The organism is Streptosporangium saharense, from assembly GCF_014203715.1.
GTDB lineage: Bacteria > Actinomycetota > Actinomycetes > Streptosporangiales > Streptosporangiaceae > Streptosporangium > Streptosporangium saharense.
The window spans coordinates 740,666-754,267 of the sequence record NZ_JACHJP010000001.1 but is presented as its reverse complement, the minus strand read 5'-3'; the positions used below and the strand labels follow the sequence as shown (position 1 = coordinate 754,267).

At 71.0% G+C, this 13,602-nt stretch carries 14 protein-coding genes; 11 read left to right on the top strand and 3 right to left on the bottom strand.

Annotated elements, in window-relative coordinates:
* The first annotated feature begins 156 nt into the window (after positions 1-156).
* Both FHS44_RS03645 and FHS44_RS03640 read left to right on the top strand, forming a co-directional pair.
* Positions 157-948 carry an alpha/beta fold hydrolase gene (locus FHS44_RS03645; protein WP_184712419.1) on the top strand — a complete coding sequence of 264 codons (792 nt, stop codon included), beginning with the start codon at positions 157-159 and terminating at the stop codon, positions 946-948.
* The gene (locus FHS44_RS03640) at positions 945-1,757 is read left to right on the top strand and encodes an alpha/beta hydrolase (protein WP_312863520.1); all 813 of its coding nucleotides are present in this window, start codon (positions 945-947) and stop codon (positions 1,755-1,757) included. Before FHS44_RS03645 ends, FHS44_RS03640 begins: the two co-directional genes overlap by 4 nt.
* On the opposite strand, the gene FHS44_RS03635 is transcribed toward FHS44_RS03640, so the two are convergent.
* Positions 1,688-2,728, bottom strand: a complete 1,041-nt coding sequence (locus FHS44_RS03635) for a LysR substrate-binding domain-containing protein (RefSeq protein WP_221460314.1) — start codon at positions 2,726-2,728, stop codon at positions 1,688-1,690. The two genes, FHS44_RS03640 and FHS44_RS03635, sit on opposite strands and share 70 nt — an antisense overlap.
* Positions 2,729-2,730: 2 nt before the next feature.
* On the opposite strand from FHS44_RS03635, the gene FHS44_RS41605 reads away from it, so the two are divergent.
* Together FHS44_RS41605 and FHS44_RS03625 are read left to right on the top strand one after the other, a co-directional pair.
* On the top strand, positions 2,731-3,585 hold the full coding sequence (locus tag FHS44_RS41605; protein WP_184712418.1) for a GntR family transcriptional regulator: 855 nt from the start codon (positions 2,731-2,733) through the stop codon (positions 3,583-3,585).
* A gap of 192 nt (positions 3,586-3,777) precedes the next feature.
* Complete coding sequence (locus FHS44_RS03625; protein ID WP_184712417.1) at positions 3,778-5,211, top strand: amidohydrolase family protein; 1,434 nt, start codon at positions 3,778-3,780, stop codon at positions 5,209-5,211.
* Positions 5,212-5,224: 13 nt separating this feature from the next.
* Here the strand turns inward: FHS44_RS03625 and FHS44_RS42660 are convergent, their stop codons facing one another.
* Positions 5,225-5,557, bottom strand: coding sequence for a PASTA domain-containing protein (locus FHS44_RS42660; RefSeq protein ID WP_376771555.1), 333 nt, complete (start codon positions 5,555-5,557; stop codon positions 5,225-5,227).
* Here FHS44_RS42660 and FHS44_RS42235 point away from each other — a divergent pair.
* The 3 genes from FHS44_RS42235 to FHS44_RS42230 are packed head-to-tail and all read left to right on the top strand — an operon-like array spanning position 5,548 to position 8,748.
* Positions 5,548-6,657: a GOLPH3/VPS74 family protein gene (locus FHS44_RS42235; RefSeq protein WP_312863519.1), complete on the top strand. Its 1,110-nt coding sequence runs from the start codon at positions 5,548-5,550 to the stop codon at positions 6,655-6,657. The genes FHS44_RS42660 and FHS44_RS42235 overlap by 10 nt on opposite strands.
* A gap of 28 nt (positions 6,658-6,685) precedes the next feature.
* Entirely contained in the window at positions 6,686-8,158 is a 1,473-nt protein-coding gene (locus tag FHS44_RS03615) for an APC family permease (RefSeq protein ID WP_184712415.1), read from the top strand.
* The gene (locus FHS44_RS42230) at positions 8,155-8,748 is read left to right on the top strand and encodes a GNAT family N-acetyltransferase (RefSeq protein WP_184712414.1); all 594 of its coding nucleotides are present in this window, start codon (positions 8,155-8,157) and stop codon (positions 8,746-8,748) included. Before FHS44_RS03615 ends, FHS44_RS42230 begins: the two co-directional genes overlap by 4 nt.
* 16 nt (positions 8,749-8,764) lie before the next feature.
* Here FHS44_RS42230 and FHS44_RS03605 read toward each other — a convergent pair whose 3' ends face one another.
* The gene (locus tag FHS44_RS03605) at positions 8,765-9,649 is read right to left on the bottom strand and encodes a LysR family transcriptional regulator (protein WP_184712413.1); all 885 of its coding nucleotides are present in this window, start codon (positions 9,647-9,649) and stop codon (positions 8,765-8,767) included.
* Positions 9,650-9,880: 231 nt separating this feature from the next.
* On the opposite strand from FHS44_RS03605, the gene FHS44_RS03600 reads away from it, so the two are divergent.
* Genes FHS44_RS03600 through FHS44_RS03585 form a run of 4 tightly spaced genes read left to right on the top strand, consistent with a single transcriptional unit; the run spans position 9,881 to position 13,597 of the window.
* Positions 9,881-11,245 (top strand): APC family permease, encoded by a 1,365-nt coding sequence (locus FHS44_RS03600; RefSeq protein WP_184712412.1) that lies wholly within the window; start codon positions 9,881-9,883, stop codon positions 11,243-11,245.
* 5 nt (positions 11,246-11,250) lie between these two features.
* A complete protein-coding gene (locus FHS44_RS03595) occupies positions 11,251-12,204 on the top strand; it encodes a 3-hydroxyacyl-CoA dehydrogenase NAD-binding domain-containing protein (protein ID WP_184712411.1) in 954 nt (317 codons plus the stop codon).
* Positions 12,201-12,644 (top strand): thioesterase family protein, encoded by a 444-nt coding sequence (locus FHS44_RS03590; protein WP_184712410.1) that lies wholly within the window; start codon positions 12,201-12,203, stop codon positions 12,642-12,644. Before FHS44_RS03595 ends, FHS44_RS03590 begins: the two co-directional genes overlap by 4 nt.
* Positions 12,641-13,597 (top strand): ornithine cyclodeaminase family protein, encoded by a 957-nt coding sequence (locus tag FHS44_RS03585; RefSeq protein ID WP_184712409.1) that lies wholly within the window; start codon positions 12,641-12,643, stop codon positions 13,595-13,597. The genes FHS44_RS03590 and FHS44_RS03585 overlap by 4 nt, the downstream gene beginning before the upstream one ends.
* Positions 13,598-13,602: the final 5 nt, after the last annotated feature.

The following is a 13,602-nucleotide window of genomic DNA, read 5'->3' as shown; positions in this document are numbered from 1 at the left end:
GGAGGGACGGTGGCCAGAATCCTTCAGCCGCCGGGGCGGGGCCGCCAATACCGGTTCGCTCGGGACATATGCCAAGAATGCAATGGTCAGACAGGGTATGGCGGCGGCCAGAAACGGCATTGGCGGTGGGGGCACGCCGTACAGGACGCTGGGGGCGTGAAGACCCTGACTCTGCACGGGCATGCCCTTGACCACGATGTCACCGGTTCCACCGGGCCGACGTTGCTTCTGCTCAGCGGTTGGTGCCAGGACCACCGCCTGTTCGACCCGCTGGTGCCGCTGCTGGCCGACGCGCACCGGGTGATCAGGGCGGACTGGCGGGGCCACGGGGCCGACCGTTCCTCCGTCGCCGACTTCGGCTACGCCGAGCAGGCCGAGGACCTGGTCGCGCTGCTCGACGCGCTCGACGTGGACCGGGTGGTGCCGGTCTCCACCTCGCACGGCGGCTGGGCGGCGCTGGAACTCGCCGACCGGCTGGGGAGTGCCCGGGTACCGCGGGTGGCGGTCATCGACTGGCTGCAGTTGGAGGCGCCCGACGCCTTCCTCGCCGACCTGCGGGCCGGGCAGGACCCCGAGCTGTGGGCCGTGGGGCGGCAGCGGCTGTTCGACACGTGGCTGGACGGCGCCGACTGCCCGCCGGTGGCCGAGCACCTGAGCCGGGACATGGGCTCCTTCGGCTTCGAGATGTGGGCCCGCTCCTGCCGGGTGATCGAGGCGGCCTACGCGCGCTGGGGCTCGCCGCTGGCCCGGATGGCCGCGCTCGGGGAGCCGCGGCCGATCATGCACCTGTACTCGCAGCCTGCCGAGGACGCCTACCACCTGGCCCAGCTCGCCTTCGGTGCCGAACACCCCTGGTACCGCGCCCAGTGGCTCGGCGGGCGCACCCATTTCCCGACCCTGGAGTCACCGGCGGCCCTGGCCTGGCATCTCGCGGAGTTCGTACGGTGACCCCTGACGCGGGGTACGACGTTCGGGCCACGGTGGGCGAGGTGGAGTTCGCCCGGATGATGGAGCGCTACCGGGCCGAGTCGGTCGCCGCCGTGGCCGGGCTGCCCGGCCGTGCGGGCCTGCCGTACGACGACTCGGGAGAGGTGCTCGACGTCTGGGGCACCGGTGCGCGGCCGCGGCCGGTCTTCGTCTTCCTGCACGGGGGCTACTGGCGGATGCTCTCGCGGCACGACTCCGCCTTCATGGCCCGCGCGCTCGCCGACCACGGTATCGCCACGGTGGTTCCCGACTACACGCTCGCGCCCCGCGCGAGTCTTGAGGAGATCGTCCGCCAGGTGCGTACGGCGGTCGCCTGGATCCACCGCCACGGCCCCGAGCACGGGCTCGACCCGGCCAGGATCGTCGTGGGCGGCAGCTCGGCGGGCGGGCACCTGGCGGCCATGACCGCGGTCGGCGGCTGGCAGGAGCCGCTCGGCCTGCCGCCGTCGGCAGTCCGCGCGGTGCTCCCGGTCAGCGGCCTGTTCGATCTGCGTCCGCTCGTCCGCACCTACGTCAACGAGTGGCTCGGTCTCGACGAGGCCCGTGCCGCCGCGCTCAGCCCGCTGCTGCGTCCGGTGGAGCCCGGCTGTCCCGCCCACGTCGTGGTGGCCGAGCACGACGGCGCGGGGTTCCTCGACCAGGCGGCGCGCTTCCACGCGCGGTGGCCGTCCGAGCTGCTGACCGTGCCCGGACGGCACCACTACGACGTCATCCTGGACCTCGCCGACACGGACTCCGCGCTCACCCGTGCCCTGCTGAACCTGTTCTGATCGCCGCCCGGCAGTTCCAGCGCGGCGGCGCGTTCGCGCAGGTAGCCGAGCAGCAGCCCGGCCGCGGGCGTCGGTGACCGCTCCTGCGGGACGGTGACCCCCACCGCCCGCCTGATGCCCTCCAGGGGTACGGCGAGCGGCGCGAGGTCGCCGTCTGCGGCGGCGATCAGCTCCGGCAGCACGGCGATCATGTCGGTCTCCCGCACGAGGGTGCGCACGGTGAGGATCGAGGTGCACTCGACAACGTCCTCGGGAAGGTCGAGGCCCTCGGCGCGGAAGGCCCGCTCCACCTCCTGGCGCAGGGCGGTCTGTGCCAGCGGCAGGATCCACGGGTAGCCGACCAGGTCGCCCAGCCCCAGTCCTGTCCGCCCGCGCACGGGGTGGTCGCGGCGGGCGACCAGCCGCATCGCCTCGCTGTAGAGGTGGATCTGCCGCAGCCCGCCCAGGTCGCCGAGCGGGGTGAGCCTGCCCACGATCAGGTCGAGCTCCCCGGCGAGCAGCCGCAGCACCTGTTTGTCGAAGGTCGCCTCGGAAACCAGCACGGTGACGCCCGGGTGCGCCCGTTTGAGGTCGGCGATCGCCCGGGGCAGGAGCTGGCTGGAGCCCGCCAGCAGGGTGCCGACCCTGACCGTGCCCAGGCGTCCGTCCGCGAGGTCGGTGATCCTCTCCCCCGCCCGCCGCAGCTCGGCCAGCGCGGCCCGCGCGTGTTCCAGGAACGCCTCGCCGTAGAAGGTGGGGCTCACCCCGCGCGGCCCTCGGACGAACAGCTCCACGTCCAGGATGCGTTCGAGCTCGCGCAGGCAGCGGGTCACGGCGGGCTGGGCCAGGCGCAGGTGCTGGGCGGCCCGCACCACACTGCCCTGCTCGGCGACGGCCACCACCACGATGAGGTGACGGAGCTTCAGCCGTCCGTTGAGTAGGTCGATCTCCTGCTCCTCACTGGTTCTCTCTGGTTCGTAGATATGATCCAAAGGTGGATACAAATGACAGGTCGCGATCGGGCGACGCGGTCGCGCGGGTGCACGAGGAGCTCAGGGAGCTGATCCTCAGCGGACGCATCCTGCCCGGTCAGCGGCTCACCCAGCGCGAGCTCGGCGAGCGGCTCGGCGTCGGCCGCACCCCGCTGCGCGAGGCGCTGCGGATGCTGGAGGCCGAGGGGTTCGTGCTCTCCCGGGCCAACCACGGCATCACCGTCGCCGGGCTCGACCTCGACGAAGCCGAGGAGCTCTACGCCGCGCTGCTCATGCTGCACGCGCCGATGGTGCCCAGGGCGACCAGGGAGATCTCCGAGGAGTCGCTGGCCCGGATGGCCGAGCTTTCGGCGCTGATGCGCGGCCGGCCGCAGGAGGCGCGCGACTTCCACCGTGATCACGCCGCCTTCCACGGCCTGCACGAGGCGACCTTCGGGCCTACTTTGTCCAAGATCGCCCAGGACCTTTACCGGCGGCTGTCGCGGCTGCAGCGCTTCTACTACCGCGGCCGCCGCATCCCGGCCTTCGCCGTCGAGCTCGACCGGGCCCTCCTGGAGGCGATGCGGGACCGGGACGGCGCGCGGGCGCGGCGGGTGCAGGAGTTGCACGTGCTCAGCTCCGCGATCGGGCTGATCACCGACGCCGACCCCTGGCACCGTTTCGGGCCGCTGGTCGACGCCGCGACGGGGCTGGGGATCACCGTGCCCCTGTCGGCGGACGGCACGCTCGCGCCACCGGTCGAGGTCACCTGGGCCGTGGAGCTGCCCGGTTACGAGCCGGTGACCACGGACTACGTCGTGGACGTGACGTCCGCCCATGTCCACTCCCACCGAGGTCGGAAATTGGATCCACTTTAGGATACCTCTGCCGTCATCCTGTGTCGCCCCTCCGGCGCTGTCCAATACGTTTTCGGTCGCGAGCCATAACCAGGACGAGATACCTCAGGATCGGCATACCTCACGGCCCAAGCGGCATTGGCGCGCCCCGCTCCCCCGCCGCCAGCATCGGATCACCACCCGACCCGTTCGAGCCCGCGGGAGCCGTACACGATGAACCGCACACTGATTTCCGGCGGCCATGTGATCACCATGGACGACGACCTGGGCGAGCTGCCCGGCGGAGCCGTCCTCATCGAGGGCGACCGGATCGCCGCGGTCGGCCGCACGGCAGAGGAGTTCGATCACGTAGACGCCAAGCGCGTCGACGCCGCGGGCGGCTTCGTCCTGCCCGGCATGATCGACAGCCACCGGCACACCTGGATGGCGCTGCTGCGCGGCCAGTCGGCCGACCAGTCACTCCTGGAGTTCCTCGCCTCCACCTTCTACGGCATCGGCTCGCTCGTCACCGCCGACGATCTCGGCGCCGCCGCGCAGGTGGGCGCCCTGGAGGCACTCGACGCCGGGGTCACGACCATCCTCGACTGCTGCGACTGCGTGAACAGCCCCGCGCACGCCGACGCGGCCGTCGAATCGCTGAAGGCGTCCGGGATCCGGTTCGTCTACGCGTACGGCATGCAGGCCTTCGATTTCCAGCCTCCCGCCTTCGACGGCCATGCCGACCGGTTGCGTGACGCCCGCCGGGTGCGCGCGGAGCACTTCGCCGCCGACGGCCTGGGCCGGATGGGGCTGCTCTACAGCGACTTCGGCATCCTGCCCTTCGAGCAGACCGCGGAGGAGATCCGCACCGCCCGCGACCTGGGCGTCCTCGGCGCCTCCCACACCGGCGCCGCCACCGGCTCCATCCTGCTGCGTGGCCTGCGCGAACTGCACGACCACGACCTGCTGCTGCCCGGCCACCTGCACATCCACTGCCCGGCCCTGACCGACCAGGAGTGGAGGCTTCTCGCCGAGACCGGCGGCAAGGTCACCATCGCCCCAGAGACCGAGATGCAGATGGGCATGGGCCACCCGCCCTTCCGCGCCGCCCTCGACCACGGCCTCGCCCCCGCGATCAGCACCGACATCGTCTGCGTCGGCTCCGGCGACCTGTTCTCCCAGATGCGGCTCGGCCTGCAGTTCCAGCGCTGCCTCGACCACGACGCCGTGCACCGCACCGGCACCATGCCCGTCCGCGTCGGCCTCGGTGTGCGCGACGCGCTCGCCTGGGCCACCCGCAACGGCGCGGACGCCCTCGGCCTCGGCGAACTCACCGGCTCTCTCACCCCCGGCAAGCAGGCCGACCTCATCGTCGTGTCCCCGCGCATGGACCTCGTCCGCTCCAGCCATCCGACCGGCTCCGTCGTGCTCCAGTCCACGGCCGCGGACGTCTCCACCGTGCTCGTCGCCGGTCAGATCCGCAAGCTGTACGGCAGGCTCACCGGGGTCGATCTCGACGCCGTACGGCGTCGCGCCAACGCCGCGCTCGACCGGCTGCGGCAGGCCGCGTCGGCGCTTCCCTCACTGCCGCCGGAGGCCGTTCACGGGTGGTTCACCCAGGCGGAACGGATGGCCTCGGCGAACTTCGCCCGCGCCTACCTCCGGTAGATCCGGAATCCGCCTATTCGGTTGGGTCAAGCTCCACGCCGAACATTCCAGGATCGGGCAGTGGCCGCCGTGGCTCGCGAACTCCGCCTGACCCGTCACCTGACCGCTTCTCGAATTCGATCACCACGTTTTCCCAGCGACGCAGACGTGTTCCAGGGGACGGGGCCTGGCCCGTGACGACCCAGATTCCGGGCCAGGTCAGCTCGCCCAGGGGCGGTCCGTCCACATCAGCGGCGGTGACCACGAAACCCGCCTGGTGCCCGACGTTCCTGGCCTCACGGACGGTCAGTCCAACGAGCTCGGGCACCTCGGACTCACCGCTCCACCTCGCGCCGGATGGCGTCATACCGTCCTCCCACGGTCAGGCCTTGTTCCTTCAGTCCCGGCGGAAAGGCGTCTCTCCAGTTCAGGGGGCATGCGCGGCAGAGAATTCCCAGGCTGACCGTTCCCCTCACGAAGGACGCGGCGACGGTCGTCACGCCCTCGGCCACGCGGCATTACGCCAGTCCCAAACTGCCGAAAATCCCCGTATTAAAATCCCGTGGAGGCTCATCGGGGGCCGCGGGATCACGCTTCAGGAAGCCGCCTGACCGGGGTCGTTCCGGCTCCGGCGCCCCTCCCGGCACCCGCCCACGACTGGCCAAAAATAGGAAATTTCGATATTCGCCCATATTTTCGAGATACCCGCGACAGGGCTCCAGGTTGTTGACTACCTGTCCGTTTTCTCAGGTCTCGCCTGGCCTGTGTCGGATGACGGATCTCCATCCATATAATGACAAATTTAATGATTTAGCTATACGATCGCCGTTCGTGGTTGGAGTTAATCCTTCAAGAACCCGATTGGCCAACGACCTGTTCTTTGTCATGCATGACAACTCGACAGGTCGGATACGGCTTCATGCCCGTCTGGCCGGTCTGGGGCTTGCCGCCGCCATCCTGGGAGAGCTGATGCTCACCGGGCGGACGACCGTGGGATTGGCAGCGGGGCAGATACGGCTCGTCGTTCTCGACACGACGCCGCCGGAGGACGCGCTCGTCAGAACCGCCCTGGGCCACATCATCGCCGAACCCTCGCACCGCTTCCACACCTGGCTGCAGTTCTTCGCCCGTACGGCTCTCGCCGACGTGGCGGCCCGGATGACCGCCGAGGGCCTGCTGCGCCCGCCCGGTGGACGCCTGTCGCGGAGGCAGGCACCGGCCGACGTGAACGTCGCGGCGTGGCCCGGTGGACGCGTCAACCTGGCGATCCAGCGCGGTGAGCGGCTCAACGTCCAGGACAGTGTCCTGCTGGGGCTGCTCGTCGCGACCGGCGGCAACCGGCTCGTCCTGTGGGAGCAGAGCCCGAAGTACTTCGCCGACTCGATCGCCGCCCTCCCGGCGCCGCTCCGGGAACTGATCGCCCAGACCGAGGCTGCCGTGGGTGACTCCATCATCAGCCGCCGGTGAACCTCCCTCCCTCATTCCAAGGATCCCCATGTCCGTGACAGAACGAAGGGCCAGCGCCGTCTCCGCGGCGCTCGCCCAGGACCGCCTCGGCGTGCCGTCGGTGGTGTTCTTCGTCATCTCGGCGGCGGCGCCACTGACCGTCATCGGTGGCTCGGTGACCTCCGCCTACGCCGCGACCGGCGTGTCCGGCGTGCCGCTCGCCTTCATCCTGCTCGGAGCCATCCTGGGCCTGTTCGCCGTCGGCTACGTGACGATGGCCCGTTACGTCGTCAACGCCGGGGCGTTCTACGCGTACACCGCGAAAGGACTTGGCAGGCCGGTGGGGGTGGCGACCGCGTGGGTCGCGTTGCTGGCCTACAACGCGCTCCAGGTGGGGCTCTACGGCATGATCGGCGCGGCCGCCCAACAGCCGATCACCGACTGGTTCGGAAGCTCCCCGCCCTGGTGGGTCATCGGGCTGGTCGCCTGGGTGCTGACCGGGGCGCTCGGTCTCATGCGGGTCGACGTGAACGGAAAGGTCCTGTCGGTCCTGCTGCTGACGGAGATAGCCGTCGTCATCGTGTTCGACATCGCGGACCTGGTCAACCCGGCGGCCTCGGGCTACAGCCTCGACGTCTTCGACCCGTCGAACCTCTTCGTCCCCGGGGTCGGCGCGGTGGTCGCGATCTGCATCGCGTCCTTCGCGGGCTTCGAGTCGTCGGTGGTGTTCTCCGAGGAGACCAAGGATCCTCGGCGTACGGTGCCCATCGCGACCTACGTCGCGCTCGCCGTCATCTCCGGGCTCTACGCCCTGTCCTCCTGGGCGATGACCGTGCCGATCGGCTCGGACAAGATCGTCGAAACCTCGCGCGAGCAGAGTTCGAACCTCCTGTTCAACCTGGCCGGGCAGCACCTGGGGGCGACCATCGCCACCATCGGCTCCCTCCTCTTCGTGACGAGCCTCTTCGCCGCGCTGATCGCCTTCCACAACACGATCTCCCGCTACGTCTTCGCCCTCGGCAGGGAGAGGGTGCTGCCCGAGACCTTCGGCCGCACCTCCCCCTGGACCGGCGCCCCGATCAACGGCTCGCTGGCGCAGAGCGTCATCGGGCTGATCACGATCATCGTGTACGCGGTCTTCGGCCTGGATCCGGTCGTCCAGCTGTTCTTCACCGTCGGATCGTTCGGCGGCCTGGGACTGCTCATGATGCTGGCGGCGACCTCGGTCTCCGTGCTGGTCTTCTTCGCCAAGAACCCCAACGCGGAGAACGCCTGGCGGACCAGGATCGCCCCGGCCATCTCCTCGGTCCTGCTGGTCGTGGTCATCACGCTCGTCATGATCAATTTCGACACCGTGCTCGGCGTGGCCTCCGACTCCCCGCTGCGCTGGATCATGCCCGCGGTCTACTTCGTCGCCATGGGACTCGGCGTCATGTGGGGGCTCGCCCTGCGGGCCAACCGGCCGAAGGTGTACGCGAACATCGGGCGTGGTGCCCAGGCGGCCGTGGGAGGGCCCCAGTGACAGAGATCATTCGTGTCCAGAACGTCCCCGGAGCCGCCGAGACCGTCGGCGCGATCATCGCGACCTCCTTCCACACGCAGGAGATCTCGGCCTGGATGATCCCGTCGGAGGACGACCGCCGCCGGGTGATGCCCCCCTTCTTCTCCATGGTCACCGAGAGCGCCCTCGTCCACGGCGAGGTCCACGCGACGGCCGACATGTCCGCCGTCGCCGTGTGGTTCCACAAGGGCACGGAGCCGCTTCCCGAGATCCCCGACCGGGACGCCCGGGTGGAGGCCATCGCCGGTCCCCACACGGAGCGCATCGGGCAGATGGGCGAGGAGATGGACAGGCGCCACCCCCACGCCCCGCACCACTACCTGGCGTTCCTCGCCGTGCTCCCCGGCCACCAGAGGCGGAAGACCGGGACCCGGCTGCTTGAGGGGTATCACCGCGGGCTCGACGAGGCGGGCGTCCCCGCGTACCTGGAGGCCAGCAGCACCGACAGCCGCAGGCTCTACCTGCGCCACGGCTACCAGGACCTCGGCGACCCGATCCTCATGCCCGGCGGCCCGCCGATGTTCCCGATGTGGCGCCCGCCGAACCCCTGACCTGACTACCGCCCTGTCATTTCGAGCCGCGCATCTGGTGGGCGACCAGGTCGGCGAACTCGATGACGGGCGGCTCAAGGTCGGCCCATGAGCGTGCCGCCCAGCCCGCGGTCGGGCCGGGCAGCTCCGGGATCGGCACCAGCCGGAGGTCGGGGTGGACCGACGGCGCCCAGTTGGGGACGGTCGCCACGACGGCCCGGCTCACCCCCAGTTCGGCGAGCAACAGCGCGGTGTCCCAGTCCGAGACGGCCTGGGACGGGAGTACGCCCTCGCCGAGCACCGCTTCGAGCCGCCCCCGGGAGCTCGACGACACCGGCAGCACGATGTTCGGTATGCCGGCGAGCTCTGCCACGTCCAGGCTCTCCCGCGCCGCCATCGGGTCGTCGCGGTTGACCGCCAGCGACCACCGCAGCTCGACCAGGGGACGCAGCTCGACGTCGGGGATCGGCCCGCTGATGGAGATCAGGGCGATGTCGGCGCGGTTCGCGGCCAGGTCGGTGAGGCACGCCCGGGTGGTCGGCTGCGTGCGCAGGGTCAGCTGCACGCCGGGGTAGCGACGGCGCAGCTCCAGGATCGCCTCGGGCATGAAGTGCCGGACGGTCGCGGCTCCCGAGCTGACCCGCACCTCACCCGCCCCACCGGCCGCCAGCGCGCGCAGTCGCAGCGCCGCCGCGTCGATCTGACCCACCCCGGCGACGGCCGCGTCACGCAGCAACCGCCCGGCCGACGTGGGCAGCACGCCACGCGGACGCCGTTCGAGAAGGCTCAGGCCGAACTCCCGCTCCAGGCGACGCACGTGCTGACTCACCGCCGACTGACTGCACGACAGGGCCCGCGCCACCGCGGTGAAACTGCCCCGCTCACAGACCTCAACGAACACCCGCAGATCATCCAGCGTCACAGGTAGAAGCTAACACTTATGGGTCAGCAACAAAATCCGAGAATTGACTTATCCCAAACAGGAGATGACGATTTATCCATGCCGCAGCACCTCTTCTGTGCGGCTGATTCTCCGTCACCGCCCAGGCGCTGACCGGAGTGATCGCCTTCTGGGCAATGGCGACGGAAGGAGACCGCCATGTCCAAACCCCCCACCCATCTTGAAAACCCTTCTCAGCGGTTCCATCGCGTGATGACCTGGCGGGACGCGTTCTCGCTGGCGATCGCGCTGCCCGCCAGCGCCTTCGCACTGGTCGGTTACTGGACCGGCGCGCTCGGCGCGTGGGCGGCCGTCGCGCTGCTCGCCGTGTCGGGGCTGCTCGCGATCGGCCAGAACTTCGTGTACGCCGAGATGGCGGCGATGTTCCCGGACAAACCCGGCGGCATCGCGCTCTACGCCTCGGCCGCCTGGAAAGGCCGCAGCCGCCCGCTCGGAGCCCTCGCCTCGGCGGGCTACTGGATCGGATGGTCGTTCGGCCTGGCCGGGAACGCGCTCGTGATCGGCGAGCTGATCAGGGCGCAGTGGCTCCCGGAGACCGGGATCCTGCGGGTCGGTCCCCTGCATCTGGGCAGCGCGCACACCGTCGCGGTGGCCGCGCTGGTGCTGGTGTGGCTGCTCAACACCGCAGGGATCCGGCCCGCCGTACGGCTGAGCACGATCGTCAACGTCCTGGTGCTGGTGGTGCTCGCGGTGGCCGCCGCGACGGCGCTCCTCACCGGGAACCTGCGCCTGGACCGGCTGTCCTGGGGTCTCGGCGGCGACGGGCAGTCGTCGTTCGTGGTCGCGTGCGTGTGGCTGTTCCTCATGGGCTGGACCGTCTACGGCACCGAGGTCGCCGCCACGTTCACCCCGGAGTACCGCGACCCGCGCTCGGACGCCCCCCGGGCGCTCGTCTCGTCGGGCGTCGCCGCGCTGGGCGTGTTCGTGCTGATGCCGATCCTCGCCGCGGGCACGACGGGCGAGGCTGCCATCGCGACCGAGCCTCTCGGATTCACCGTCGTGATGTTCGAGAACCTGTTCGGCGGTGCCGGCTGGCTCGCCGTGGTCGTGCTGTGCCTGGCCATGCTCAACCTCATGTCGGTGGCGACCGCCGACAGCGGGCGTGCCCTGCACGGCATGGCGGTCGAGGGGCTGACCGTCCGCGGCCTCGGCGTCCTCAACTCCGCGGGGATGCCCGCCCGTGCCATGACCGTCGGGCTGCTGGTCAACATCGGCCTGGTCGTGTTCATCGGCAACCTGCTGGGCGTCGTGTTCGCCTCGAACGTCGGCTACATGATCTCCGTCGTCATCGCGCTCTCCGGCTACGTGGTGCTGCGGCGGGCGAACACGACCCCCGACCGGACCTTCCGGCTGCACCGGTCCTGGGTGGCGGTCTCCGCCGCCCTCGCCGGGATCAACCTGCTGCTGCTGGTGGTCGCCGTACTCAATCCGGAGCTGACCGGCTACGGAAGCTGGCGTGACGAGCTGATCGGGTTCGGCGTGCTGGCCCTGGCCATGACCCTCTACGCCGTTCGCCGTCTCGGCGAGCGGACCCCGACCCCTGAGAACCCGAGGTGATGAGCATGTGGCAACCATCCGTCGCGCCTGGCGCCGTCGACCGGATCGCCTGTGTGGGAGCCGGTGTCATCGGCGGCGGCTGGGTGGCGCACTTCCTGGCCCGTGGCCGCCGGGTCACCGCGTGGGACCCCGCGCCCGACGCCGGGGACCGGCTGCGCAGGCTCGTCGACGCCGCGTGGCCCGCGCTGGAGACCCTCGGGCTCGCGGACGGCGCCACCCGCGACAACCTCACGGTCGCGGCCACCCTTGAGGAGGCCGTCGCCGACGCCGAGTTCGTGCAGGAGAGCGCGCCGGAGGACCTCGGGCTGAAGTCCGGCCTTCTCGCCCGCATCGACGCCGCGGCGCCCCCCGGCATCGTGATCGGCTCGTCCACGTCCGGATACCGGATGACCGACATGCAGGCTTCCGCCGTACACCCGGAACGGCTTGTCGTCGGGCATCCGTTCAACCCGCCCTACCTGGTGCCGCTGGTCGAGGTCGTCGGCGGGGAACGCACGCACCGGGCCGCGGTCACCTGGGCCGAGGAGTTCTACACGCTGACCGGCAAGACCGTGATCGTGATGGACCGCGAGGTGCCCGGGTTCATCGCCAACCGCCTGCAGGAGGCGCTGTGGCGGGAGGCGCTGCACATGCTCGACGCGGGCGAGGCCACCGTCGCCCAGATCGAGACCGCCGTGACCGCGGGGCCCGGACTACGCTGGCCGTTCCACGGGCCGTGCACCACCTTCCACCTGGCCGGTGGCGAGGGCGGCATGGCGCACGCGCTCGACCACTTCGGTCCGGCGCTGGAGTATCCGTGGACCCGGCTGGCGAGCCCGGCGCTCACCGGCAGCCTGCGGGAGGCGCTGGTGACGGGAGCGGCCCAGGTCACCGAGGGCCGGTCCACCGCGGACCTGATCACCGAACGGGACCGGCGGCTGATCGCGGTCCTGCGGGCGCTGCGGGAGGTGGGGGCGTGAACGCCGTCCCGCCGCTGCACCGGCCCGTCAGGGACGAGTGGATCGACGCCAACGGGCACCTCAGCGAGGCGTACTACGTGCTGGTGTTCGGAGAGGCGACCGAACACGCGATGGCGCACGTGGGGATGGCTCCGGCCTACCGCACCGAGACAGGGCGCTCGCTGTTCACGGTCGAGGCCCACCTGCGCTATCTCGACCAGGTGCTGCCGGGCGAACGGCTTGAGGTGCGCACCACGGTGATCGGGGTGGACGCGAAGCGGCTGCTGCTGTGGCACGAGATGGCCGCGGACGGCCGGTCGCGGGCCACGGCGGAGGTGCTCGGCGTCCACGTCGACATCCCCAGCGGCACCTCCTGTCCCTTCCCCGACGCGGTGCGTGCCGCCGCCGAGGTACGGCTCCGGCCGGTTCCCCAGGCCGCGGGCCGGGTGTGGCGGCGATGAGACTGCTCACCGCGGCCGACGTGCACGCCCTGCTCGACCTGGACGCGGCGATCGCGACCCAGCGGACGGCGTTCACGGCGCTGGCCACCGGCGAGGCCTGGCAGCCTGACAAGATCGGCGGCGGCCCGTACGGCGCGCGCTCCACCGTCTTCTGTTACGCCGCCCGCCTGGACGCGGCGACCGGACCGGTGTCGAAGTTCGGCAGCGTCAACCCCGGCAACCACGCGCTGGGCCTGCCCTCGATCCACGCCGTGCTGGTGGCGCTGCATCCGGAGACCGGGGCGCCCGTCGCGGTGCTGGACGGCGGCGCCGTCACCACGCTGCGGACGTCGGCGGCGAGCGCGGTGGCGGTCGCGGAGCTCGCCCGGCCCGGCGCGGCCCGGCTCGCGGTGCTCGGTGCGGGCACCCAGGGACGCGCCCACGTCCGCTCGATCTCCCGGGTGCTCCCGCTGCGGGAGGTGACCATGTGGTCCCCGGACCTCGCGGAACGCGAGCGGACGGCCCGAGAGCTGGCCGCGGACGGGTATCCCGTGCGCGCCGTCGCCGACGTGGCCCACGCGGTGGCCGAGGCCGACGTCGTGGTCTGCGCGACGCTCGCCACCGAGCCGATCCTCCCGCCCGGACTGCTGCGCCCCGGCGCCACCGTGGTGAGCATCGGCTCCTTCGAGGAGCACCGCCTTGAGGTCGGCACGGACCTGCTTGAGGCCAGCGCCGCGGTCGTCGTCGACCACGTGCCGACCGCCCGCGCCCACGCCGGGCCGGTGGTCGCCGGACGGCCGATGGAACTGCTGGCGCTCGGCGAGGTGCTGGGCGGACGCGCGACCGCGCGACGGCGCCCGGACGACCTGGTGACCTACCTGAGCGTCGGCCTCGGCGTGCAGGACGCCGCCGCCGCGTGGCACGTCATCGAACGCGCCGAGGCGCTGGGGGCCGGGCAGGAGATCGCCTGGTGATCCGG